Below are 22,816 nucleotides of genomic sequence, written 5' to 3'. Positions count from 1 at the left end.
TCAACTTATGTTTGCCATATTCGCACTGCCAAACACCCGAATCTTCTGTGCTAAATCATCTGTTACATACTTAAGTTGCAAATCTGTCCAATCCTGGATATAAATATCTTCACCTTTTTGGACTAAGTCAGAAACAATGTGGCGCGCAACACGATTAGCCATGTCAGAGTAAAAGTTTATCTTTGTAATACCCATCTGGGCCATTTGTTGATACTCTTCCGTCTTTAGTCCAGAGCCACCATGTACAACCAAGGGCTGTTTGATATTTTCTCTGAGGGCTTTCAAACGATCAAAGTTTAATTTTGGCACGGTTTTGTATACACCATGGACAGTTCCAAATGATACTGCAAGCGCATCTGCATTGGTTTTTTTTACTAAACTCACCCGCAATATCTGGATTTGTCATTAGTTCCGTAATATCAGGATTCGTCAGCGGTCTCCCGTTGCTACGAATCATTCTGCCTAATTCAACCTCCACGGATACTCCGACCTCGTGCGCAACCTTTACAACCTCCTTTGAAGTTTCAAGGTTTTCATCGTAGGGTAATTCAGAACCATCAAACATAACTGAACTGTACCCACAGCGAATTGCTCGCATACATGCTGAGAAACTATGGCCATGGTCGAGATGAACCACCACTGGAACCGATGCTTGACGAGCGATTTCAGTAGCATAGTAGCCAACCTTCTCAATTGTTATACGCTCATCGTCTCCCTCTGCATACTGTACAACCACTGGCGCGTGTTGTGATTCAGCGGCGTTCACAATTGAGTCAACCATCTCCAGATTGGTAACATTAAATGCGCCAACTGCGTAGTGCCCGGCCTGAGCCGACTTCAATATTTCATTCAGATTTACAAGTGTCATTAAAAAAAAGCACCCCTTTCTATATGCGCATAATAGCACGAAAGGAAGCGCTTTTATTGATTTGCTCAAAGGTTGGCATTCTGTCATTTATGGTTGACTAACCTTTCAGTTTTTTTTGAAAACACTACGAATCCGCGACAATCAGATGAACATCGAATTGTTCCAGTTTTTCTGCTATGTCTTGCGGTAACTTCTTGTCGGTCACTAGCACATCAATCTGATCGAAACCCAGACTAGCAAAAAAATTTGTTTTTTTCAAACTTAGAAGAGTCAATCAGCACCACTACGCAATCTGAAGCTTTCATCATGGCCTTCTTGATATCTGCTTCCTCGTCACGAGAGTCAGATATACCAATCCTGGAATCCAATCCACGGCCAGATATAAAGGCCAAGTCGGCTTGGTGTTGTTCTATGTACGCTGTTGTCGAGCCGCCATAAACGCCGGACGCCTCGGTATGAATATGACCACAGGCACAATATAAGTTTGTAGTATGGTCCATGATTTCAGACAACTCGACTGCTGTCCGTAGTCCATTGGTTAATATGTCCATATACTTATGACGTCGAATTTGCTCAGCAAAAATTAAGGCTGTACTACTAGAATCAATCATGATTCTCTGACCATCCTCTATTAGTTTCTCTGCAGCTATGGCAATGCGCCGCTTCTCAAGGATGTGTGAGCCATAACGATAATGCATACCCTTCTCAAGTGAATCTTCTCGTACCAATGATGCGCCACCACGGGTCCTCACCAGGTCGCCAGCTGATTCCATTTCCTTCAACGCTCGCCGAATAGTCGACTCACTTGTGTATGTCTTTTGGGCAAGTTCGTTGATAGTTACATGTGACTTACTTTCAAGTATTTCAATTACTAAGCACGGAGTTCATCCTTCACCATTTGACCCTCCAATATTCCCAACCCTTTATTGATACAGATGTAGTATAGCATCTGTAGTAGTAGAACTTTAAGGGGCTACGCTATTTGGAGTTGATAGCCAATTTCCTAGCAGCTACCTTTCCGTACCGTTCTTATATGTAAACGAACAAAAAGGATATTACACGTTCTGCTCGCTCACTGTCCCGACCGCAGAACAGAGAATAGGAGTTTGTGTAATGTCCCTCGTAAGTAAGTCTATCCGAACGGCTTTAGAAATCTAAGTATATGAAGACACATCCAGCTTGTCACAGACTACGCCACAAACAACAAACCGTGTTTCGATAGATTCCTACCGCCGCGCCCTAACTTTCCCAATCGCCCCAATCGTCAACGCATCGATAATCACACTATCACGCACCATCCGATCCACCTCCGCCAAGTCAAACAACTGAACCGCCACAATTCCTTCGTCACTCTGCAACTCGGCACTCCAGTCCGACCCAACTTCAACCGCAACCACGTGTATGTCCCCAACAATTAGCCCACTGTCGCTACTAATTAAACCGAGGTCCTCAACACTTACCACATCACCGTCACGTACATTCAGCTCCTCGCACAACTCACGTCGCGCTGCGGCCACATGGTCGGCGTCGTCGGTTTCCATATAGCCACGTGGCAACTCCCAATGTTCATGACCATCCGCACGTTGAATTCGAATCATCACGACACGACCATTTTGTGTCGGGACGGTAACAACGCCACCTGTCTTTTGGTACACAGTCGGAATATCATCGTGCACCTTAATATCCATATAGCGGTTAGCAAAAACGTCCACGGTCTCCGGAGAATAGTAATCAAAGTTAAGTATCCACGTCTTATATCCCAATCCCTGCTCAATTTTAAAGTTAAGATAACGGAACACGCAGACCATGTCCACACCCAAGACGACAATATAAATGGCCACCCGCAGCCAGACTGCAAGGCTGCTAATTCCTGCCAGCCCAAAGATAACGGGTACAGTCGTGAGTATAGCAAAAGCCGTGAACACCATGTTGTCAGTGGTGCTCCACGGCCACAAAGTTGTTTGTTTGCCCTTATACTCCGTCATCGATTCTAAGGTTGCTTTTAACTTCAAAGTATCACTGAATTCCGAGCGGTGTGCAAAGGCCCAGTTGATGATACGAATAGAATCCAAGTACTGGCGGTGCCAACTGCGCAAGTCAGCCAATACTAGATTACAAATCACACCAATAACAAACAGCCCCACATAAATAATTAGAAGGCTGTGTGCATGGATAGTGTTACGTAGTACAGCTCCCGAGGTAATCACAAAGGAGAGCAGGACTATGTAAAACGCAATAACTTGATCACGCTTAGTACCCTGCTCAAGAAGATGTGTATGACATTCGTTGTACACAGACTCTAGGAAGTTCATGAATGTGTCAATATTCTCTTTCATAGCAAACCACCTCACTGAGATTATCTACACTGTAAACCCGGCGCCATCTGTGCTTGTTTAACCTGTGGGCTAACACAAAGCTACAGTGAGTTAGCTATCAGCGTTAAGACGTTTAATGAGTTCTTCCAGGTATGGACGCAACTTGTCCTTCACCTCAGGATGTGTCAGACCGTACTCAATGGTCGTCTGGACGAAGCCAAACTTGTTACCTACGTCGTAACGGTCGCCGGTAAATTCGTGGGCAAACACACGCTGGGTTTCGTTCAGCTTGTCAATGGCATCAGTTAACTGGACTTCGCCGCCCTTACCAGGCTTCAAGTTGTCCAGAATGCCAAAGATTTCTGGTGTCAGCAGGTAACGACCAATGATGGCCAAATCGCTAGGTGCATCCTCAACGGCCGGCTTTTCAACAAAACGGCTCACGTTGAACAGCCCAGGCTTAACCTCGTCGCTAGGGTCAATAACGCCGTACGCAGAAACCTCTTCGTGAGGGACACGCTTAACGGCGAGAATGGAGCTGTGGGTGTCCTCGTACTCGTTAATCAATTGCTTGGTCAGCGGTACCTTGTCACGCATCAAGTCGTCGCCAAGCATCACCACGAATGGCTCGTCAGCAACGAAGGACTTAGCCAAACGTACGGCATCGCCCAGACCATTCGGGTATGGCTGACGCACGAAGAACAGGTTCACACCGATGTCAGTCGTGGACTTAACCATGTCCAACAGGCGATCCTTGTGCTTAGCCGCTAAGTTTTGTTCCAGTTCCGGTGCGGAGTCAAAGTGGTCCTCGATGGAACGCTTCTGCTTGCCTTCAACAATCAGAATGTCCTCAATTCCGGAAGCCTTGGCCTCCTCAACGATAAACTGAATGGTTGGCTTGTCCACGATGGGCAACATTTCTTTGGCCAACGCCTTAGTCGCCGGCAGGAAACGAGTACCCAAACCCGCAGCGGGAATAATTGCTTTACGAACTCTTTGCATTATGATCATTCAACTCCTTTGAAATATAATGTAATGCGGTTCTATACCAAATTCAAAGCTCGATGATATTCATGAGTCATAATGGTATCAACGGTTTCCTGAGAAAATTTATTAACTTGTGTCCTGTTAAATTGAGAAATCCTCAGTAACTTTTCTCTGTCATTTTTCAAACAATCAATGGCACTTGCGAATCCCATATAGTCATCAGAATCAAAAACAAGCCCTGTCAGTCCATCTATCGAATAGTCACTAATTCCACCTATGTTAGTTGTTAAAAGCGGAAGCCCAGTAGCCATTTCTTCTATACCGGCTAACCCCAGTCCCTCACGCTTTGAAGGAAAAGCAGCGATATCTGCCATGGCATAAAAGGGAGTGGGATCAGAATGATAACCAGCAAAAATTACTTGTTTTTCTAACCCATTTTCTTTAACAAGCAAGCGTAGATGCTTTTCAAGCCTTCCTTTACCAACGATAATGTAATATATATCAGAACTGTTTAGGCTGGCTAAAGCTCGTATGATTACTTGTTGATTTTTCCGTTCTGATAATTCCCCACAACTAACGATCACAAATGCATTTTGAGGTATTCCATACTTTGATCGCAAACTAGTATTATGTTGAACCTTATTCAATCGTCTAACATCTACTCCTACCCCAGGGAGATAAAGATGATGCTTTGCGTGAAAGCTAGATGCGATTCTATCGTCATCGTGATTGATAGTTATTATGCAATCTGTGAACTTGGAAAGCATTCTTTCAATTGGGTAAAAAATTAGCCAATTTTTAATTGGTCCACCTTTGTAAAAGTGGAACCCGTGAGCAGTGTAAATTACCGGGACGCCGTGCTTGCGCCCGACCAATCGCCCAAACACTCCGCCAAGTGGTGACTGACAGTGAATCAGATCAAATTGATAGTCGTTCATGAGCCGGTTTAGCTGACGCCAGACGTTTATATTAGATGAAATCGACCCTGCCCCTCTTGAGAAATCGATTTGATGAACGTGGACACCCTTTTTTTTTCATGACATTAGTAAAATCATGAAGTGCTACTTCACTCATCGTATTAAGAGGACTTGTAAAGTTAGCCGCAATATGGACTTCAACGTCCATGTTCAGTAAAATATCTATATTTCTATGATTAAATTGGGCTATCATTTGACCCATGTGCGCAATTATCAAAACTCGCTTCATTGAATATACTCTCCAAAATTTCAAAAGTTTCGAACTATTTCGTTAATCTAATACCCGAATTAAGCATTAGTTTAAAAAAAATCGGTCAATTTGATGCCAATTTTATTGATAAAAAAAACATTGGCCACTTCCAATTGTTATAAACAAGCTGACAGACAACAGCAACAACAACAAAAATCTCAGCATTTCCCCCGCTTAATGATAATGAAATTGGTGAGATCAACAGGAAGATAACAGAAGTAATGACGAACGATTTCATGTACGGAATTTCGTTCATATCCGCGATATATGCAGCAAAGGAGGATTGTAAATAGAACAGAAAATAGTACAACATCAACATAGAAAAGAGCGCCAAGGAAGGCGTACTAGAGTGCTTGAAAAAATGAAGTACGGGAAATACAGCAAAATACACTACAAACGAACCTATTATCGTTGTCAGTGTATAAAGCTTAGTAGTTCGGGCAACGGAAATCCCCATTCCTTCAAAGTCGCGTTTAACAAAGGCCGACTGCACGTATGGATGAACAGCATTCGAAACAGCGTTAGCTCCCACTGTCAAAGAACTAGCAAATTGAACGCCAAGCGAATAAACGCCAACCTGACCAAGAGGCATAAAAGCCCCTGCAATCAATGATGTTCCTTGAGTAACTACATAATTTGACAAGCTTACCAACCCATCTCTCCATGAGTTTGGCCATATAGTAAGTAAAACCGACTTAATTTCATTAATCTCGATTTTACGTTTAAGCGCAATTATGTTTGCCTTGATTCTTTTATCTGAGAAGAAAAATGCACGACAAAATTGACGATAACTAATTCCATAAAAAAAGTAATCCTAGTACCGGAGCGATAAATCCAGCATGAAAAATAAGTAGTATGATAGTTACCGAAAGCTGAATTGTTCTTGCAAGAACCATAGATTTGTTAACTTCAACAATTTTTCCGGTACCCCGCAATAACGCTGACATATACCCATAATATAAATTGATAAACATTGAGCAACAAAAAAACCACCCAGGAGGCATAATACCATTCTCCACTCAACGTGGGAAAAACTACTCTGGAAACATAAACGGTTCCTAATATAGCGATTAATAAGGTTGCTAGCACGGATAAAAGCATGTAAATGTATCTTGCCGATGCAATGATACGCCCTAACAGGAAGAAATTAGTTCCCTTGTCACCACTAACTTCGTTGGCTCCCTTTCTTAAAAGCGTTTGTGCACCTGACCAAACATATGCAATGTTCCGTGCAAAACTAGGGTCAAATCCAAAATCAAACAAAGAAACCAAACCATTTATACTAAGTAATATGTACCAAAACCCTATCTCCTGGGTGTTTAAATACTTAAAAATAAAGGGTAGTATTAGAAAATTACTGGACATAGAAACTGCAGTTCCAATGTATGTCCACAAAATTTTCTTTGTACTTGTACTCATTCCGTCTGACATTAGCGTCTCCAACTCCCAATTGTTTGACGTGCTCGAAAAATCAAAAATGTGGTTATTAGTTTTCGCCCTTCAATCAATCCAAGAAGTATTCGATCATTTCGTCCAAGAGACTGCTGGGCCTCCTCGTGAAAGCCCCTAGCACGATCGGAAATAATATAAAACATTTTTTTTAAATTCTTGATAATCAAAAGTGTAGTTATTTAGAGCAAGTTTCGAATTTCTGATAAACATGAATGCCCTTACGCCATTATTGTTTGGTGCCATTTCAATGGCGACTGTTAATATATTATCTAACTTATCCCAAATGTTCTCCACAACACTTCGCGAATTGTGCCTTCAACAATATTATTTATATACGAATTTGTTCTTATGAAATTTAATGAGCGAGCAATTTTAAGATAATCGAGAACAAACAGTGTATCCTCCCCATAGTCGGTTTCGGCAAAACAAATGTCATGAGTTTGAATTAGTTTATTATTAAAGAGTTTAGCCCAGGGAACCGACAGAAAAGCAAAGTATTCTTGAGAAAAAAAATAACATCGTCTCTCTGAGACATCCCGCTAACAAAACTCTCGGTAAAATCATTTATGGTTCTCTTCCCCATTTTCTGAGTAACGTAAGTTGACACTACCAAATCGGCCCGCTTTGCATTTAATAGTTGAAATATAAAAGATTCATCCACGCTATCGTCCGCATCCACAAATATAACATATTCGCCCTTAGATTCTTGAAGTCCTCGATTTCTCGCAGATGAAACTCCTAGATTTTCCTGAACAAATACTCTAAATCGCTCGTCTTTTTCGGAAATTGACATTATTTTTTTCAACAGACTTGTCCGTTGACCCGTCATCAATAACCAATATCTCCAAATTGGTATATGACTGGTTTTGAATGCTCTGTAAACATCGCGTTATATACTTATCCTTGTTAAAAACAGGAACTATAACAGTTACTAGGGACGTTTTCAATAATTCTCTCTCTTTCATTTAAGAAAAATATTGTTAGTAAATATAGGGGCAACAAGTTCATTGAACCCCAGTGAAGAAGAAGTTATATAGTCCATCACTAGGAAAGATACAATCGACATCGTAAACTGAGCCGTAGTTAAGACTAGTGACGCTACGACAACTTGGTTTTTCTTGGGAGCTCTTATAGAATTTCCGACAGCGATAGCATTGAAAACTATCACCGTACGGTAAATACGTGTGAAAACCGGATTAAATGTATATAAAGGTACAAATATTAAAGCCCAAATATTGAGTTGCCAAACGTATGACAAAAATTTACTTTCAGAATTACGCTTATAGAGTAACCAAACGATCATCATCTGCGCGACCTGCCAGACTACCCAAAATGCATAATGCGTCCATGAACTTGTTTGCGCCAACACTGAAAAATACAGTTCCAACTTATCCGTCATTCCCTGAATTGAAATGTGCTGTAACATAATAGGTATCAAACTACGCCCTGCAGTCCCAATTACCAACATGATAATTGCGATCTTTAGACGGTTTCTTTTTTTTTATTAAAAAGAAAACCGGTATTGATAGATATACCAAAACTCCTGAATGAAATTGCACCGCCAGCAAACATAATAATACGAAAGCTGCATTTCGTTTAAAACTGTGCGGTTGCTTATATAACATTGCAACGGCAAAAATAATTATTGCCATTGCAGGATACCATCTTTTCTGTATAACGTTGTCAAATATAGGGAAAATTAACAAAAAGGCTGTGGATAGCGCCGGACGCTCCGCGTATCTGAGAATGACCCATCCCATCAGGACGGTAGCCGCTAAAGCCAAGATTCCATTAAAAGCTATATAGTTCAGTCCGGCATCCCTCCATGTTGTTGCCAAAAAAAACTGAAGACCCCATTTGTTACCGAAATGCCGTTTATACTGTGAGTGTCGGCAGTCAAAAAAAATGTTAGAGTTATCAATATAGTCTGCGCCACCGGAATTACCACTTGACAAAACAATAATCCAAGCCAGCTGCAAGATCGCAAAAAAATTTACTTTTTGGAAAGATAATGCCTAATAAAATTAATAGGACGGTAATTGTAATCCCTAAACTAACAATATTCATAGCAACCTCAAGTTGCAACAAGCTTCTATCTATCTCTGTAGTGTTTATTCAGGGCTCGCATGGTTTTATCAAATAGATTATACGAACGCAATTTAAAATAATGAAGGTTGAAATGTCGACTTTTTATTTTATCAAAATTTTTACTGGTAACTTTGTCAAATTCAAGGTTTTCAAACGAGTTCGGTATTATTTTAAAGCGTTCATTGTGACCAGAAATATCATTCTTCATATCCCTAGACTGCATATGAATATACATATACTCCTTGCACTGAGGACCATCGTGATCTGAATACCATTCTAACAGTCGACCATCATCCCACTCAAAAAAAAGCCTTTAATAACTGGACCAACAGAGTATTTATGATTGTCTCCAAGAGAAGTAATTCGAAAATATGAGGATTTCGTGTATATATTAGCCATCTGTCTCAACGGCAAAATACTTAATCCTTCCTCTGCAAAGATATTGTTGATGCTTTTATCATATTCTTCATCAAATGATTCATTTTGATCGTCCTCAAGAACTTGCTTATACCTTTCAGTTCCGTTTAACTTTGACATAAACAACCTATTTACTGATTTTGAATTCCGAACAAATGTGCAATGACCTAAATCGCCAATTTTATCAAATTTATCGAATTCTTGATCAGCTACAAAATCAGAAATACGTCCCCATATAACATCCACATCGCAGTATCCCCAAAATGGATAATCAACTAAATAATCCTCGAATATATAGCCGTACATAGGCTTCAAATCACAGAGTTTGTATGGGCTGGACAAGTTTACTTTAAACGTAAACTTACTCTGAACTCTTTCCTTGACCTGATTGAACGTGCTTTTAACAACCCTAACATTGTCAGGAACATCATAGTTGAAATCGCTATCAGTTATAAATAGCCAGTCAAAATCAGGATTTTTTTTACAGGAGTTTAAGAACAATTGGAAGTAATTTTTAAATTGCCCGAAATATGGAACTATAAAACACGCTTTTTTTCATGACTATTTCACCTTGTTTTTAAACCGTTCACCAAGCCTAACAAAAGAATATACAAACAACACATTTTTAAATTTGGCCATTGTATAAAACAAATACCAAAAAAAAGGAAAGATTTTCCATTGGTAATTGGTGCAATGCCGAGACTATCGCATCATCATTGAGAACTTTTTTTAAGGTAAATTATTTTATTTCTAAAGCTAAGGTTAGAACTACAAATATTCCTTGATAAATTAAGAACATTGACGGCCAATCGATTCGACGCAGCCTCTCTAAATTCTTGCGGCAAGGACCTTTTAACAACAAGATCATCCATGACAGACTCAAGAGTAATCCAAGAATCTAACATTTGCGGCCTGAACGAATGGACTAACGATTGTTCGTTCTGCTTGAAATAATGATAAAACGTCTTTTCGGTATAAATAGCACGGTCACTTTCTAGAACGAACTGAATGTTGTACAGTAAGTCTTCAGAACCAACCTCGTCAATGTTTCTAAACGATAGTCGCCTTGCTATGTCACCTTTATAGAGCTTTCCCCAAACTGAAGAAATATCATCCAAACGGGCCGGATGCTTTAAATTAGTTCCGACGGGGCCAAACAATTTTAATAGTATTTGCGTAGATAAACTACTACCAGAAAGCACTCTGTCCGGAACTAAATTAAAAGTGTTAATAAACGAGCCCTTTCCACTCTCTCGAACAAAAGGCGCAATTACCAAATCCGCCTGACCTACTATCTGAGAATGTGCTAAAACCGCCAAATAATCCTCTGAGAGCCAATCATCACTATCCATAAAGATAATATATTCACCAGTCGCATGCTCGAGGCCTCGATTTCGCGCCGAAGAAACCCCTGAATTTTCCTGCTGAAACAATTGCACACGAGAATCAATTTGCAAATATTTTTGACAAATGTCATAAGAATCATCTGTCGATCCATCATCAATCAGAATCAACTGTAGACGTTCATACTTTTGATTTAAAACACTGGACAAGGTTCTATTAAGATATTTGCTTGCATTGTACACCGGAACGATAACACTTATTAATTTTGGGGCTCCCTTCAACATGTAATTTTCTCCCAGATAAATTCTCCTGTCATTGAACTTTCTTTAGCCCCTTGTCTGAACGAGAAATGTTAACAATTTCCCTCATACCGTGATCCTCAATATTTTTAACCTGCCTACCTTCACGAATACCGACGCTCAGAAGGACATACCAAAAACTCTTAAAGGCAATAATACTGTCCAATACAAGAGAAATTTTATTAGCATAGTACGCATCGTATGTTGCCTTCTGTGTAGGTGAAAGACTATCTCGCCCGTTAACCTGAGCCATACCAGTCAGCCCCGGCAGAACCCGATCCGCTCCGTTTTCATGTCGCATTTCAATTAGTTCTGTCTCAGTCAATACTACGGGTCGTGGGCCAATGATACTCATGTCACCCTTCAACACGTTAATAAACTGTGGTAGCTCATCGATGCTGGTCTTGCGGCAAACACCACCAACGTGGGTAATTTTATCCTTGGCATTATCCAACTCTGCAGTCGCTGTATTGTGTGGGGCGTCCTCCCGCATTGTCCTAAACTTATAAATCCGGAACGGCTTACCATCCTTACCCATTCTCTGTTGACGGAAAAAAAGCTGGGCCTTTAGAATCCAACTTAATCAAAATTGCCACCACAGCAAACGGAATTGCTAAAATGACTAACGCCACTGCCGAAACAATAATATCGAACAGCCTCTTAATGAAGTGTTGATACATAAAGCTCCCTCCTCCGAGATACATAATCCAAAACCAACTCAACCCAAACTGTAATTGCCTTTTCAGCTTTTCTACGGCCCCAGCCGCATCAACCGTGCCTTACGCCGACCTATCCCGCCAACGCCATTCTTAAACCAACGGCAAAAGCGCTACTTAGCGCCCTCGCTCCCGTAGCCATACCCATAGCCGTAACCATAGCCATACCCACGGTCCCCATGCTTCGAGTGCACGCGTTCAACCACGCCCAACACCTTAGCATGTGCCATCTTCAGCACCTCAACCGTGCGTTCGAGGTCGCCCTTGAGCGTGTGTTCCATCCGGACTACCAGGACGACACCGTCAGTTTGCGGTACCAGCACCTGCACGTCCGAAACGGCCAGTACTGGCGGCACGTCCAGCACCACCATGTCGTAGTGCTCGCGTGCCCAAGCCAGCAGGTCCGCCATCCGCTGTGAGTTCAGCAGCTCGGATGGGTTTGGCGGCACGGGGCCAGCGTTCATCACGCTGAGGTTCGGCACGAAGGTTTCCTTCGCCGCATCCCCCACCTTGATGTTGCCCGCCAACACGTTCGTCAACCCGTCCGTGTTCAGCATGTCGAACGTCGCGTGCACCGTCGGCCGGCGCAAGTCCGCGTCAATCAACAGCACCCGCTTGCCGGACTGTGCCCAAGCAACGGCGACGTTGTTCGAGACCGTCGACTTACCTTCGGAGATCGCCGCCGAGGTGAACATTACCACCTGTAGCTGGTCCAAAGCCGCGCCTGCGAACTCGATGTTCGTCCGGACCGTCCGGAATTGTTCCGACACCACGTGCTTCGGGTCCGCGTACGTGACCAAGCGCACGCCCTGCGTCTGGGAGGTCATATCTTCTTTGTAGCGCTTATGGAAAAATGGAATCCGCATCGTCTATGTCCTCCCCTAAATCCGCCGGTTGCCTGAGTGCCGTGAACGCGACAGTGATTCCCGTGACAAATCACCGTCGTCACTCGTAGCTGCAACAGTTGATGACCCGCGGGGCGTCATACGTCCCTCACTAATTACTCGAGTGCCTTCCTCTTTAGCCGCCTGGATGTCCTTCATCTTGTGCACGTAGTTAACGATGCCCAAGTTAGTCAGGCCCAGTTCGCCTGTGATGAAGTCAAGGCTCTTAACTGTCCGGTCCGTCGCTTCGCGAATGAAGCCCCAGGCAAACCCAATGACAATGCCAAGAACAACCCCAATCACAACCATTAACTTCAAGTTGGGTGATGTAGGCGTGTAGTTGGCCGTAGCTTTAGACATGACCGTGACATTCTTGACGTTCATAATCTTGCTAATTTTATCCTTGAACACCTGAGCAATGCCGTTGGCAATATCCCGTGCCTGCGTGGCGCTCGTGTTCTGTACGTTGACCGTGAAAAGCTGTGAATTGGTCTCGTTAGTGACCGTCACCATTCCGGTCAAATCAGCTCCCGTAAGATTCTGGTACTTAGCTGGCACCAGCTTGTACTGCGCTGGCTTGGCCTTAGTCTTCACGTAGCTCGTGTATGTGTCAGAGTATGAATCATACTTCTTACCGTAGACCGCCTTGGTGGCCTTTTGGGTCTGCACCTTTTGCGGCTCGGTCAGGTTCTTCGCCACAGTATCCAAAATGGTTGGGCTGGTGATGATTCCCTTATATGTAGTAATCACCTGAACATCCGCCTGTTGTGCAGTGTACTGCGTGTTGGCGTCCGAGTTGCTGTCGCGACGGTTAACCAGCATCGTTGTTGATGCAGTGTACTTCGGCGTAATCAGCGTCTTTGCACCGATATATGCCACTAGCCCGCCCACAATTGCCAGCACGATCATTGGCACGATACTGCGCTTAATGATGGCCCACAGGCGCGTTAGATCAATTGCATTATCCATATCGTTTTCTTCCCACCTAAACTTCGACTATTAATTAATGTTGCGTCTTTGCAAAAATGCACAGACTTTTACCCTTACTTTAACTTTTCTTGCCATTATTAAATCATACATTCCAGCCCATGACCATACAGTTAGCAGCGTATAACAGTACGCCCGCCGCTAGCCTAATATCCCTGTGAATTATATGGTTACACGGGTATAATTCAGGAAACCGCTAACACCGCCATTGCTAGTGGCTACTGGTCTATACGCCTACAAAATAGCGGCACGTGTCGGACCCACTAATGGTTGCTTATCCGTAATATTAAATAACCGTTACAATTTACTGCGTACCCGCACACCATTTTGCGTACCTGCAATTGGAACCCACTAAAAACGGCGTCCAGCATAAACTGGGCGCCGTTGTGCTTGTGAAATTTGTGCACTTTTGTCAGTTTTAAAGAACATCAGTCAAAGTAATTAACCCCAATTGCACGACGAACTTCCGCCAGCGTTTGGTTAGCCACTTCATTGGCCCGGGCAGAGCCCGCCTGTAGCATCGCCGCCACGGCGTCCATGTTCTGCGCGTACTGCAGACGCCGAGTGCGGATCGGCTCCAGCACGGCTCCATGACGTCAATCAAGTAACGCTTGATCTTCACATCACCAAGTCCGCCATGACGGTACTGATCCTTCAGCTCCTGAATCTTAGCCGTGTCGGTACCAAAGATGTCCAGGTAAGTGAACACCACGTTACCCTCAACCTGACCTGGATCCTCCACGTGAATGTGGTTCGGATCGGTGTACATGCTCATAATCTTACTTTTGACGGTATCCGCATCGTCGCTGAGGTAAATGCCGTTGTTGAGCGACTTGCTCATCTTTGCATTACCGTCCACGCCAGGCAGGCGGCCCTTACCCTTCGGTGGGAAGTACCCCTCTGGTTCCACCAGCGTGTCGGTGTTGTAGACGCGGTTGAACGTCCGCACGATTTCGCGCGTTTGTTCCAGCATCGGTTCCTGGTCATCCCCCACGGGCACCGTGTCTGCTTTGAACGCCGTAATGTCCGCCGCCTGGCTCACCGGATAAATCAGGAAGCCGGCCGGCACGGATTCACCAAAGGCCTTCTGCTGAATTTCAGCCTTAACGGTGGGGTTGCGGTTCAGCCGCGCCACCGTCACCAGGTCCAGGTAGTACATCGTCAGCTCGTTCAGGGCCGGGATCTGCGACTGCACCAGAATGGTGGACTTGGCCGGATCAATCCCCACGGCGAGGTAGTCCAGGGCCACCTGCAGCAACGAGTGGCGAATCTTCTCGGGGTCCCGCGCGTTGTCGGTGAGAGCCTGCATGTCGGCAATCATAATGAAGTTTTCGTAATCGCCGGAGTTTTGCAGCTCGACGCGGTTACGCAGCGAACCAACGTAGTGACCAATGTGCAAGCGGCCGGTTGGACGGTCGCCGGTAAGGATGACTTTCTTTGACATTTGGGTAAACACTCCTCTGTTTTTGCTAACAATGGTAAGTATAGCATTAATTATTACAAATATGGTTGTCAAGGAACACATAGTAAGTAGCTACTGTAGCCCCATATAGCAGTAAAAATATGTACCTTAAAGTTTTTCGTTAGACCACCACAAATTTGCTATTTTGACACAAAAAAAAGAGGAGCACGCCCCTCTGGCTACTACGTTTATTACGCTATTTGTTCATTCCGGTGCAGCCTCAAAATGCTGTCATCCGTAATTGGTGTACCTGCACCATGCGCATACGCCACACTCCACGGTGTATCACGGCTGCGGGAGAATTGCCCCACTTTGTTTTCTCGCGTCCACGTCAGAACACGCTCAATCACGGCCGGCAACGTCTGTTCCATTTTGCTGCCAAGTAATTTTGTGTCAAAGTCAAAGCCGTCCCGATACTCGTCGTATGCCCGATTTATTTTCGCCACCGACGCTTCAAACGGCCCATGCTCATTGGCGATAAAGTTGGCGCTAAACGGTACAAAGCTATATTCAACTAAAAATGTCGCATATATATAGTACAAAACGTGTTGTACTTGCTCATCGTCCACGTCAAGATCTGCCACTAGATGATGCGCAACGTCCAGTGCGGTCAAGCTACGCGCGTCGCTAACCAAGTTCACAAACTCATCAATATCATCGATAAAGGTAAATTGCTCAAAGTAAGGATCGAGTTGCACTACCGACGTCAGTGTATCTTCATCTGCCGGCACAAATTGCCAGCTAACCACATCCGGCACGCCTGCATTCTGAAGTCGTAACAGAACGTCATCACGATACTCAGCGGCCTGTGCATCAGTAGTAGCCACAAGGTGAAGCGCTAACTGCTCACGCCCAGTACCGTTCAGTGCAATTAAGTGTGTATAGCTCGTCATGTCACTCATCCTTTCTTTGCTCATGGCGGTCGTGGGCCGCATAGTTGGTCTCGGCATCGTTAAAATCCCAAAGTTGAATTTCCCATGGGAAGTGCCGGTTGTTGTCTTCAATGTACACATGCAGTGCGTGATACGTATCGTCATCGCGAATATATACACGGCTAACCAAAGAACCCAAGTCATTCTTGAAGTGCTCCGCCCATTCCTGCTCGCACTCGCGTAATCCGTGCACGATGAGGCGTGCTCCCAGTAGATCGTTAATTCCCTTTTTGACCGCAAATCCTTGATCCCGGCGACCATACCACGCAATTTTACGCTGCAAGGAGCGCTCGTATTTTGTGCGGTAATTGAACTGAAGAGTATCGTTTTTGACTGGCAAACCCAAAGCTTCAATCCAGTTATATCCCGAAAGCCTTCTTACATACATTAATGTATCACGTAACTCTGCGGTACCATGCCGTAAATTTTTAACTTCGGTGCGCTTAACGTTAAATTCAGAAACTGCACCCGGCCCGTACACAAACTCAGTAAACGCTGCATATGCAGCTAACACTCTTTCTACAAACGGGCTAAACTCCTCAAATCTCTCCCTACATGTTAACATCGCTGCACCCCCAAACACTTTGATGCCGTTAGAATAACACGTACAAGGTGCATCATCAACGCAATTAATTATAGTAATGCGTTAACTATATGCCAGTTTTAAGCAATAACTGCATTAATCGCTTCCCACAATAAATAACACGTGTGTACAGTCTAACCCGTCAAAAAAAAGTGGCCGCTCCCGACTCACCGTCAGTCACGCCCACTCAATCAAACGTATTTACTTGCTACTGGAACTACTACTCGTCGCGGGACTGGTCGACTTGGTATTCAGGTACTTGCCGATCGTCTTGAACCACTCGTCCGTCGTACCCATGTCGCGCAACTTATACGTACCTTTGTACGTCTTAGTCTTGCCGCTCTTCTTGATGGTGTACACGAACTTCCCAGAGTACTGGTTCCGCTTTGCGCCGTACGTTTCCACCTGCTTAGTGCTGGTGTACGGCTTGAAATCGTACTTGAAGTTCTTCCCGGTAATCGTAATCTGGTTACCGTTCAGCTTGTAGCTCTCATCGTACTGCTTAGCCGTCGCCGCCTGCACCTTCCGGAGGTACGACTTGTTGATGTAGTAGAAGTAATTCAGGTCCATGAAGGCTACCTGCTTTTTGTCGTACTTACCAAAGGCGAAGACCTCGCTCTGCGCGTTGCTCGATTTGCCGTCCACGGCCAGCGTCACCAAGTACACGTGATCCGCGAACTTAGCCTTGGCGTTGTGTTGCCGCCAACCAAAGAAGCCCGCGATTGCCGCCACGACGACGACCACCGCAACGACGCTCGTCCAAACCTTGCGCGCCTTGCTCCACGGCCGCTTTGTCGACTGGGCCGCCTGTTGCGACCCTTCCTGCTTATCCTGTGCCATGAGAACCCCCACCGTTTTATCGTAATTTTGTCACTGGTATCTAATATACCGCACCAGGCGGCTAGTGGCTAGTGACGGCAGCGATTCTTAATAAGTGACTGCAAAGCAAAGTTGTGATGCAGTCAACTAACGAATTAATGCGCAGTCTCTAGATGTCACTATTAGCCAAAGATAGCTAATTACAACAACCACCCATCATGATTGCTTCAATACACATAAAGTGTGTATAATTTAGTGGGTGGCACAAACATCTGGAGGATGCTCATGCCGCTAAAGCCCCATCAAATGGTGCGTATTCTACGTCAGCATGGTTTCTACGTAAAATCGCAAAACGGGTCTTCACACCTAAAAATGTATAACCCCATCACCAACGTCACGGTGATTATCCCCATACACGCTAAAGAGCTTGGTAAGGGGATCCAAAACGCAATATTTAAAGAGGCCGGCATTAACCGCTAGCCCGATTCCAACGACATTAAGGAGGACTCAACTCATGCAAGAAACAGTCATCTACAGTGATTCTACACAAAGACGGCCAGTTCACCCTGGTCACAATTCCCGACCTGCCCGGCGGCTTCACGCAGGGCGATGACGAACTCGACGCCATCCACATGGCGCAGGATGCCATCGGTAACCTGCTGGCCGACCAAGCGACCTATCCGCCGGCATCAACCCCTGAGCAACTAACGGTTCCTGCTGATGATCGGTTGGTGTACGTGGCTACGGATCTGGCGGCATTCCGACGTAAATATACGCACACGGTTCGCCGCAACATTACTCTACCGCATACCTGAACGAACTCGCCAAGCAACGGGGAATCAATGTGTCGGCAGTGGCTACCGCGGCGCTGAGTGCCAAGCTGGAACAGTAACTGCAAAACTAAACTCTAATTTACCGTAACAATCACAATTTCACTTCAATTAGGAATCGACTGGTGTGACCTATAATGCAAAAACGCCGTTAACGTTCCGTGCACCCCACCGGATGCCACCACGTTAACGGCGTTTTAATATTCCCAAATTTATCCCCGCAGCGCCGCAATCATCCGCGCCACGTTTTCCGCGGTTTGGGCGACGTCGTGCGCGCCGTCCGCAATCGCCTGCGGCAGCGGCTTGGCGCCCGCCACCGTGCAGAAGATGGCGTCAATGGCGTCGCGCCGGTACAGCACGTCCACGCCTTTGCCCACGTTACCTGCCAGCACCACCACCGGTGCGTGCGGCGCCACGGACTTCGTCGCCTGCGCCACACCGTACGGGGTCTTGCCGTACTGCGTCTGAAAATCGATGCCACCCTCGCCCGTGAAGACAAAGTCGGCGTCGGCAGCCTGCTGCTTCAGGCCGCTGTACTCCACCACGATGTCGATCCCGTGTGCCATCGTTGCGTGGGTGAACGCCATCAGTCCGGCGCAGGCCACCAGCCGCCCCCGCGCCCGGTGCCTGGGCCAAATCCGGTCCCATCTGGGCGTGGATTACGTCGCGTAGTGGCCCAAAGCCCGCGTCGAGTGTGGCCACCATGTCCGGCGTGGCGCCCTTCTGCGGGCCAAACACCGCCGAGGCGCCGGTGTCCCCCACCAGTGGGTTCGTCACGTCCGACGCAATGAGCAGCTCGACATCCGCCAGCCGCGGATCACGCTCACTGACGTCAACCGTCGCCAGGTTGGCTAGCGCTGCGCCACCATACGGCAACTCCTGTCCCCGTGCATCACGCAGGTGTATGCCAATGGCCTGGGCCATCCCCGCACCCCCATCATTCGTCGCGCTACCGCCGATACCGAGGATGATTTTCGACACACCTTTACCCAAAGCCGCGCGGATCAACTCACCGGTGCCGTACGTCGTCGTCACCAGCGGGTTATGCGTCGTGTCGTCCACAAACTGTATGCCGCTCGCTGCCGCCATCTCGATAACGGCGGTTTTTCCGTCACCCAGCAGACCGTACGTCGCCGTCACTGGGTCGCCTAATGGCCCGGTGACGGTCGCGGTCAGCAGTTGCCCGTCCGTCGCGTCAACCAGCGACTGCACGGTTCCCTCGCCGCCATCAGCCATGGGCACCAGCGCGTACTCGGCGTCGGGGAAGACGCGCCGAATTCCGGTCGCCATTGCGGTGGCGGCCTCCTTGGCGGTCAGGCCACCTTTGAATGAATCTGGAGCGATTACAAATTTCATGGTTGCCTCCGCTTAGAATATGCCGTAAATCAAAGTCGCGGTGATCACCGCCGCACCCCCGACCAACGACTCGTACAGAATGCCCTTCGACCGTTCGCTAATCGTCATGCGCATCGCGTTGGCGGTCACGTGGAAGTAATTCCCGTGCGGCAGGTGGTCGCAAACAATCGCGCCGGTGTGCATCATGGCCGCACCCGCCAGCGGGCTAATGCCAAAGCCAAGGACGGCCTTACTGAAGGAGCCGGTCGCCAGAATAACCCCGGTCGACGTTGAAGCCGTTGCGCCAGCCATCAGGATCCCCGCAATCGGGGCGAGGAAGACGCCGGACACCCCGGACGCCTTAATCAGGTGAATCAGCTGCGTCGGCAGGTCGGACGTGGTGATAACCGCACCAATCGCGCCAGCACCAATCAGAATCAACACGACGTCGGTCATGCGGTTCATCCCCGCCTGCGCGTAGCTCATCAACTTTGAACCCTGGCGCATCGCCAGCGCGCCCACGATGGCGGCAATCGGCAGCACGTACATCGCGTCCAAGCTGAACTTAGTCAGGACGTCGATGTGCAGGATTGAGCCAATGGGGTTGAGCAGCAACAATACAATCGCCAACACCGGCGTCACGAGCGCGGTGCCCAGCGACGGCAACGCCGTGGGGTGCGCCTTACTGGTGAGGCTTTCGAGGTCGCGTTCCAGGACGGCGGAGCCCCGGCGTTTAAGCAAAGTTGCTAGGATCACCGTCACGATAAGCGCCACAACTGCCGGAATGAAGTCGGCAATCATGACCTGACTCAACTCAACGTTGAATCCCTTCGCTGCCGCGATGGTGTTCGGGTTGGGCGAGATGATGTTACCAGCTTTGCCCCCGCCGGACAACGCAACGAGCAACGCCAGCTTGGAGATGTGCATCCGCTGGCCCACTTCCAGGGCGATTGGCGCAACGATTAGCACGGCGACCGGGATGAAGACCCCCACGGCGGTGATCACCATGGTGGCCAAAGCCAGTGCGAGGATGGCCAGCCGGTCGCCCATCTTGGTAACGATGGCCCGCGCCAAAGTATCGGCGGCCCCGGACTCCATCATGACGCCGGCCAACATGCCGGCCGCCAGGACGCGGAGGACGGTGCCCATCACACTTTGGCCACCCTGAATCAGGATGTCAATCGTCTGGGTCAGGTTCGCCCCGCCCAGCAGGCAGCCGATAACGGCGCCCAGCAACAGGGCATACACGGGATTGAGGTGCTTCAAAATTAAAATAATGGCTACGGCTAAACCAATCAGGGCCGCCCACCAGGTAAGAACTAACGACATAATTATTGCACTCCCAATTTTTGATTATGTAGAATCACACAATCACTAATTGTAGTGTAACTAGCTTGTGAAAACAGTAGTTTGCTGAAAATATCTGGAGAAAAGTAGCCTAGTGGAACGAATTTTCGTTGGTAGTGGGCGGAAAGGGTAGCAAGCGCTACTGCAAATGCTTCAATTGCTGATAAAAATTCTCGTGTGTACCAATCATCACGATACTGACCATTTCATCAGTCCTAACGATGTATGCAATGCGATATTCTACCCGCACATAATGCAATGTGTACACGCGGTATCCGACAGATCACCAACCTTTGGTACACCAACTTCAGGATCTTCAGCGATTTCTTTGTAAATTGCGTCGACGATCAACGTTTGTAATCGTTGATCCTTTAATTTGCGTAAATACCGTTTAACCCGTCGACTAATGGTCACCTGATAAGCCAATTAAATTTTCCAACTCCTCGCGCGTCATCGCGGGGTCGTCCACACTTTGTGCCATTTTGTGGAATGCACCCTTGATTGCATGTTTACGTTTTTTTAAATTCAGACAATAAATCCGCCCCCTCCAAGCCCTCGTTGATTAGGTCGGCCAAAATATCACTGGAGAAGTCAAAGAAGTCATCTTCCTCCTCCACAAAGCGGTACAGGATACCATCATCGGTGCGTTCTGGTCGCATTTTGGCCCCTTCCTCAACGTGAAAATCCTTAGGAATCGTCAGGGTTAAAGAGTTTCCTTGTTTACGTGCCTTTGTAATCATTTTTCGCCCTCCGTAATTACTTAGTAATCATATTATACCACGTTGCATCCCCCCGTTCTCCCTGATATAGATTTCGCAATTCCATCAAAAAAAAGGCCGCACACCGGCGGCCTTTTTTCGGTACATTTATTGCACAATCTTCATTAACGTGACAGCAACCGAACTACCGCCAGACGACAACGTTCCGGTGAGCTGATTCCCATCAATTTTGGTGCCCGTGATTTTGAACGCCACGGCGTTACCATCATAGAGGGTAATGGTGGAGTTGTTCTTGATGGAGTAAGTATTCCGCTTGCCACCCTGAACCTGCTTCTTCAGCTGGGACTTGAAGTTTGGCTGGGCAACAACCTTCTCGAGCTTCTTCTGGCTGGTAGAACCCACGGCCCCGTAGCCGGACTTTTTATCGCCAAAGTACATGTAGGAAGTTGAACGGGCGCCGCTCTTACCCGTCATGGTGAGGCGAAAAACGTTGTCCGGCATGAACCCGTCCAACTTTGGCCGGGTAAGTTTATAGATGGTGCCACCAAAGAGGGCCACAACGAGCAGAATGGCACAGATGGCCTTGTAGTGGCGGACCCAGAAGTTCTTGCTCTTTTTAGGATCACCCTGAGCGGGCGGTGTTGGTTGACCTGGTTGTTGCTGCATAATTAAACTTCCTTTGCTTATACGGCGAGCGCTAGTGCCCGCCAGAGATTAATTGCTGACGCTTACATATGGCATCCATTGTACCACACGCACTTTGCTGTTGGGGCTGTGCCGGCAAAGTGGCGGTGGGGTTGCGGCTTACGTGCCTCCGCCCCACCACCACTTTGCCGGCACCCGCTAGTTCGAGATACACAATCCATCATTAAAGTGGCAGATACATGAAAGTCAACATTTAATACGCCCTAACAAGTGGTATGTACAAGCGACGGTCAATCCAGTGACTTCGGCCATCACTATGCCGAAAAACCCATGGAAATCCCTATAGGTGTAGATACCGCGCCTAGGGATTTAATTGCCCCGGTAGCGGGCGGCCGCGTCGGGCGGCCCGGTGAGCGGAGGCGTGTGGGGTCGGAATGGTAACACTGCCGGGGTGTAACGCAGTAGGAGCCGGAGGCGACGTACTGCGCGACGACTTCTGAAACTGACCGGTGGTTTTCCGGGCAGGTTCAGAATCGCACCGGAAACTCACCCGGTCTTGG

General features: G+C 46.8%; 26 protein-coding genes and 4 pseudogenes. 2 read left to right on the top strand and 28 right to left on the bottom strand.

The genetic code is table 11. The features are described from left to right. The 23 genes and pseudogenes from JCM12539_RS14720 to JCM12539_RS07260 form a co-directional block, all read right to left on the bottom strand. Complete coding sequence (locus JCM12539_RS14720; RefSeq protein ID WP_162204084.1) at window positions 1-384, bottom strand: class II fructose-bisphosphate aldolase; 384 nt, start codon at window positions 382-384, stop codon at window positions 1-3. Further along, window positions 290-868 carry a class II fructose-bisphosphate aldolase gene (locus tag JCM12539_RS07350; RefSeq protein ID WP_054650389.1) on the bottom strand — a complete coding sequence of 193 codons (579 nt, stop codon included), beginning with the start codon at window positions 866-868 and terminating at the stop codon, window positions 290-292. The genes JCM12539_RS14720 and JCM12539_RS07350 overlap by 95 nt, the downstream gene beginning before the upstream one ends. A 233-nt stretch (window positions 869-1,101) precedes the next feature. Further along, window positions 1,102-1,596, bottom strand: coding sequence for a DeoR/GlpR family DNA-binding transcription regulator (locus tag JCM12539_RS07345; protein ID WP_054650387.1), 495 nt, complete (start codon window positions 1,594-1,596; stop codon window positions 1,102-1,104). Between the two features lie 6 nt (window positions 1,597-1,602). Next, window positions 1,603-1,731, bottom strand: a pseudogene (locus JCM12539_RS15185) (DeoR family transcriptional regulator); the annotation flags it as partial. Between the two features lie 363 nt (window positions 1,732-2,094). Next, a complete protein-coding gene (locus JCM12539_RS07340) occupies window positions 2,095-3,204 on the bottom strand; it encodes an NUDIX hydrolase (RefSeq protein WP_054650385.1) in 1,110 nt (369 codons plus the stop codon). A gap of 90 nt (window positions 3,205-3,294) precedes the next feature. After that, window positions 3,295-4,185, bottom strand: coding sequence for a UTP--glucose-1-phosphate uridylyltransferase GalU (galU, locus tag JCM12539_RS07335; protein ID WP_054650383.1), 891 nt, complete (start codon window positions 4,183-4,185; stop codon window positions 3,295-3,297). A 41-nt stretch (window positions 4,186-4,226) separates the two neighbouring features. Further along, window positions 4,227-5,138: a glycosyltransferase gene (locus tag JCM12539_RS07330; protein WP_263849769.1), complete on the bottom strand. Its 912-nt coding sequence runs from the start codon at window positions 5,136-5,138 to the stop codon at window positions 4,227-4,229. Window positions 5,139-5,461: 323 nt separating this feature from the next. Further along, entirely contained in the window at window positions 5,462-6,040 is a 579-nt protein-coding gene (locus JCM12539_RS07325) for an MATE family efflux transporter (protein ID WP_156302128.1), read from the bottom strand. A gap of 266 nt (window positions 6,041-6,306) precedes the next feature. Then, window positions 6,307-6,828: a hypothetical protein gene (locus JCM12539_RS07320; protein WP_054650379.1), complete on the bottom strand. Its 522-nt coding sequence runs from the start codon at window positions 6,826-6,828 to the stop codon at window positions 6,307-6,309. 466 nt (window positions 6,829-7,294) lie between these two features. Then, window positions 7,295-7,642, bottom strand: coding sequence for a glycosyltransferase family 2 protein (locus tag JCM12539_RS15180; protein WP_439645129.1), 348 nt, complete (start codon window positions 7,640-7,642; stop codon window positions 7,295-7,297). Next, window positions 7,611-7,814 carry a glycosyltransferase family 2 protein gene (locus JCM12539_RS15175; RefSeq protein WP_082405395.1) on the bottom strand — a complete coding sequence of 68 codons (204 nt, stop codon included), beginning with the start codon at window positions 7,812-7,814 and terminating at the stop codon, window positions 7,611-7,613. The genes JCM12539_RS15180 and JCM12539_RS15175 overlap by 32 nt, the downstream gene beginning before the upstream one ends. A gap of 474 nt (window positions 7,815-8,288) precedes the next feature. Beyond that, window positions 8,289-8,804: an EpsG family protein gene (locus JCM12539_RS07305; protein ID WP_162204081.1), complete on the bottom strand. Its 516-nt coding sequence runs from the start codon at window positions 8,802-8,804 to the stop codon at window positions 8,289-8,291. A gap of 137 nt (window positions 8,805-8,941) precedes the next feature. After that, complete coding sequence (locus JCM12539_RS15170; protein ID WP_369396080.1) at window positions 8,942-9,220, bottom strand: DUF6625 family protein; 279 nt, start codon at window positions 9,218-9,220, stop codon at window positions 8,942-8,944. After that, the gene (locus JCM12539_RS15165) at window positions 9,214-9,894 is read right to left on the bottom strand and encodes a DUF6625 family protein (RefSeq protein ID WP_369396079.1); all 681 of its coding nucleotides are present in this window, start codon (window positions 9,892-9,894) and stop codon (window positions 9,214-9,216) included. Before JCM12539_RS15165 ends, JCM12539_RS15170 begins: the two co-directional genes overlap by 7 nt. A 173-nt stretch (window positions 9,895-10,067) precedes the next feature. Then, entirely contained in the window at window positions 10,068-10,982 is a 915-nt protein-coding gene (locus tag JCM12539_RS07295; RefSeq protein WP_054650369.1) for a glycosyltransferase family 2 protein, read from the bottom strand. Between the two features lie 28 nt (window positions 10,983-11,010). Next, a complete protein-coding gene (locus tag JCM12539_RS07290; RefSeq protein ID WP_263849766.1) occupies window positions 11,011-11,535 on the bottom strand; it encodes a sugar transferase in 525 nt (174 codons plus the stop codon). Continuing rightward, the gene (locus JCM12539_RS14715; protein ID WP_263849765.1) at window positions 11,528-11,677 is read right to left on the bottom strand and encodes a sugar transferase; all 150 of its coding nucleotides are present in this window, start codon (window positions 11,675-11,677) and stop codon (window positions 11,528-11,530) included. The genes JCM12539_RS07290 and JCM12539_RS14715 overlap by 8 nt, the downstream gene beginning before the upstream one ends. 149 nt (window positions 11,678-11,826) lie before the next feature. After that, window positions 11,827-12,579, bottom strand: coding sequence for a CpsD/CapB family tyrosine-protein kinase (locus tag JCM12539_RS07285; RefSeq protein WP_054650367.1), 753 nt, complete (start codon window positions 12,577-12,579; stop codon window positions 11,827-11,829). Between the two features lie 15 nt (window positions 12,580-12,594). Next, the gene (locus tag JCM12539_RS07280) at window positions 12,595-13,566 is read right to left on the bottom strand and encodes a YveK family protein (RefSeq protein WP_082405393.1); all 972 of its coding nucleotides are present in this window, start codon (window positions 13,564-13,566) and stop codon (window positions 12,595-12,597) included. A gap of 446 nt (window positions 13,567-14,012) precedes the next feature. Then, a pseudogene (gene trpS / locus JCM12539_RS07275) lies at window positions 14,013-15,028 on the bottom strand (tryptophan--tRNA ligase). A gap of 209 nt (window positions 15,029-15,237) precedes the next feature. After that, the gene (locus tag JCM12539_RS07270; protein ID WP_054650365.1) at window positions 15,238-15,939 is read right to left on the bottom strand and encodes a Panacea domain-containing protein; all 702 of its coding nucleotides are present in this window, start codon (window positions 15,937-15,939) and stop codon (window positions 15,238-15,240) included. Window position 15,940: 1 nt separating this feature from the next. Beyond that, window positions 15,941-16,492, bottom strand: coding sequence for a nucleotidyltransferase family protein (locus JCM12539_RS07265; protein ID WP_156302126.1), 552 nt, complete (start codon window positions 16,490-16,492; stop codon window positions 15,941-15,943). 270 nt (window positions 16,493-16,762) lie between these two features. Then, complete coding sequence (locus tag JCM12539_RS07260) at window positions 16,763-17,401, bottom strand: hypothetical protein (protein ID WP_054650360.1); 639 nt, start codon at window positions 17,399-17,401, stop codon at window positions 16,763-16,765. A gap of 258 nt (window positions 17,402-17,659) precedes the next feature. Between JCM12539_RS07260 and JCM12539_RS07255 the strand changes: the two genes are divergently transcribed. Further along, window positions 17,660-17,860, top strand: coding sequence for a type II toxin-antitoxin system HicA family toxin (locus tag JCM12539_RS07255; protein WP_369396076.1), 201 nt, complete (start codon window positions 17,660-17,662; stop codon window positions 17,858-17,860). A 56-nt stretch (window positions 17,861-17,916) separates the two neighbouring features. Beyond that, window positions 17,917-18,195, top strand: coding sequence for a type II toxin-antitoxin system HicB family antitoxin (locus JCM12539_RS07250; RefSeq protein WP_225350288.1), 279 nt, complete (start codon window positions 17,917-17,919; stop codon window positions 18,193-18,195). 227 nt (window positions 18,196-18,422) lie between these two features. Here JCM12539_RS07250 and JCM12539_RS07245 read toward each other — a convergent pair. From JCM12539_RS07245 to JCM12539_RS07230, 5 genes and pseudogenes are all read right to left on the bottom strand, one after another. Further along, window positions 18,423-19,566, bottom strand: a pseudogene (locus tag JCM12539_RS07245) (glycerate kinase family protein). 12 nt (window positions 19,567-19,578) lie between these two features. Beyond that, complete coding sequence (locus JCM12539_RS07240; protein ID WP_054650356.1) at window positions 19,579-20,874, bottom strand: GntP family permease; 1,296 nt, start codon at window positions 20,872-20,874, stop codon at window positions 19,579-19,581. Window positions 20,875-21,031: 157 nt separating this feature from the next. After that, window positions 21,032-21,306: pseudogene (locus JCM12539_RS15160) on the bottom strand (type II toxin-antitoxin system RelE/ParE family toxin). 95 nt (window positions 21,307-21,401) lie between these two features. Next, entirely contained in the window at window positions 21,402-21,632 is a 231-nt protein-coding gene (locus tag JCM12539_RS07235) for an AbrB/MazE/SpoVT family DNA-binding domain-containing protein (protein ID WP_054650354.1), read from the bottom strand. Window positions 21,633-21,758: 126 nt separating this feature from the next. Then, window positions 21,759-22,277 (bottom strand): hypothetical protein, encoded by a 519-nt coding sequence (locus JCM12539_RS07230; RefSeq protein WP_054650352.1) that lies wholly within the window; start codon window positions 22,275-22,277, stop codon window positions 21,759-21,761. Between the last annotated feature and the right edge of the window lie 539 nt (window positions 22,278-22,816).

Source organism: Lacticaseibacillus pantheris DSM 15945 = JCM 12539 = NBRC 106106, from assembly GCF_001311175.1.
In the GTDB taxonomy this organism is placed as follows: domain Bacteria; phylum Bacillota; class Bacilli; order Lactobacillales; family Lactobacillaceae; genus Lacticaseibacillus; species Lacticaseibacillus pantheris.
This window is presented reverse-complemented; position numbering and strand designations above follow the sequence as displayed.

Coding starts and splice junctions, on each gene's coding strand:
- JCM12539_RS07350 (WP_054650389.1), bottom strand. CDS start 868: ATGACACTTGTAAATCTGAATGAAATATTGAAGTCGGCTCAGGCCGGG.
- JCM12539_RS07340 (WP_054650385.1), bottom strand. CDS start 3,204: ATGAAAGAGAATATTGACACATTCATGAACTTCCTAGAGTCTGTGTAC.
- galU (WP_054650383.1), bottom strand. CDS start 4,185: ATGCAAAGAGTTCGTAAAGCAATTATTCCCGCTGCGGGTTTGGGTACT.
- JCM12539_RS07320 (WP_054650379.1), bottom strand. CDS start 6,828: ATGTCAGACGGAATGAGTACAAGTACAAAGAAAATTTTGTGGACATAC.
- JCM12539_RS15180 (WP_439645129.1), bottom strand. CDS start 7,642: ATGTCAATTTCCGAAAAAGACGAGCGATTTAGAGTATTTGTTCAGGAA.
- JCM12539_RS15175 (WP_082405395.1), bottom strand. CDS start 7,814: ATGAAAGAGAGAGAATTATTGAAAACGTCCCTAGTAACTGTTATAGTT.
- JCM12539_RS07295 (WP_054650369.1), bottom strand. CDS start 10,982: ATGTTGAAGGGAGCCCCAAAATTAATAAGTGTTATCGTTCCGGTGTAC.
- JCM12539_RS07290 (WP_263849766.1), bottom strand. CDS start 11,535: ATGGGTAAGGATGGTAAGCCGTTCCGGATTTATAAGTTTAGGACAATG.
- JCM12539_RS14715 (WP_263849765.1), bottom strand. CDS start 11,677: ATGTATCAACACTTCATTAAGAGGCTGTTCGATATTATTGTTTCGGCA.
- JCM12539_RS07285 (WP_054650367.1), bottom strand. CDS start 12,579: ATGCGGATTCCATTTTTCCATAAGCGCTACAAAGAAGATATGACCTCC.
- JCM12539_RS07280 (WP_082405393.1), bottom strand. CDS start 13,566: ATGGATAATGCAATTGATCTAACGCGCCTGTGGGCCATCATTAAGCGC.
- JCM12539_RS07270 (WP_054650365.1), bottom strand. CDS start 15,939: ATGACGAGCTATACACACTTAATTGCACTGAACGGTACTGGGCGTGAG.
- JCM12539_RS07260 (WP_054650360.1), bottom strand. CDS start 17,401: ATGGCACAGGATAAGCAGGAAGGGTCGCAACAGGCGGCCCAGTCGACA.
- JCM12539_RS07255 (WP_369396076.1), top strand. CDS start 17,660: ATGCTCATGCCGCTAAAGCCCCATCAAATGGTGCGTATTCTACGTCAG.
- JCM12539_RS07240 (WP_054650356.1), bottom strand. CDS start 20,874: ATGTCGTTAGTTCTTACCTGGTGGGCGGCCCTGATTGGTTTAGCCGTA.
- JCM12539_RS07235 (WP_054650354.1), bottom strand. CDS start 21,632: ATGATTACAAAGGCACGTAAACAAGGAAACTCTTTAACCCTGACGATT.
- JCM12539_RS07230 (WP_054650352.1), bottom strand. CDS start 22,277: ATGCAGCAACAACCAGGTCAACCAACACCGCCCGCTCAGGGTGATCCT.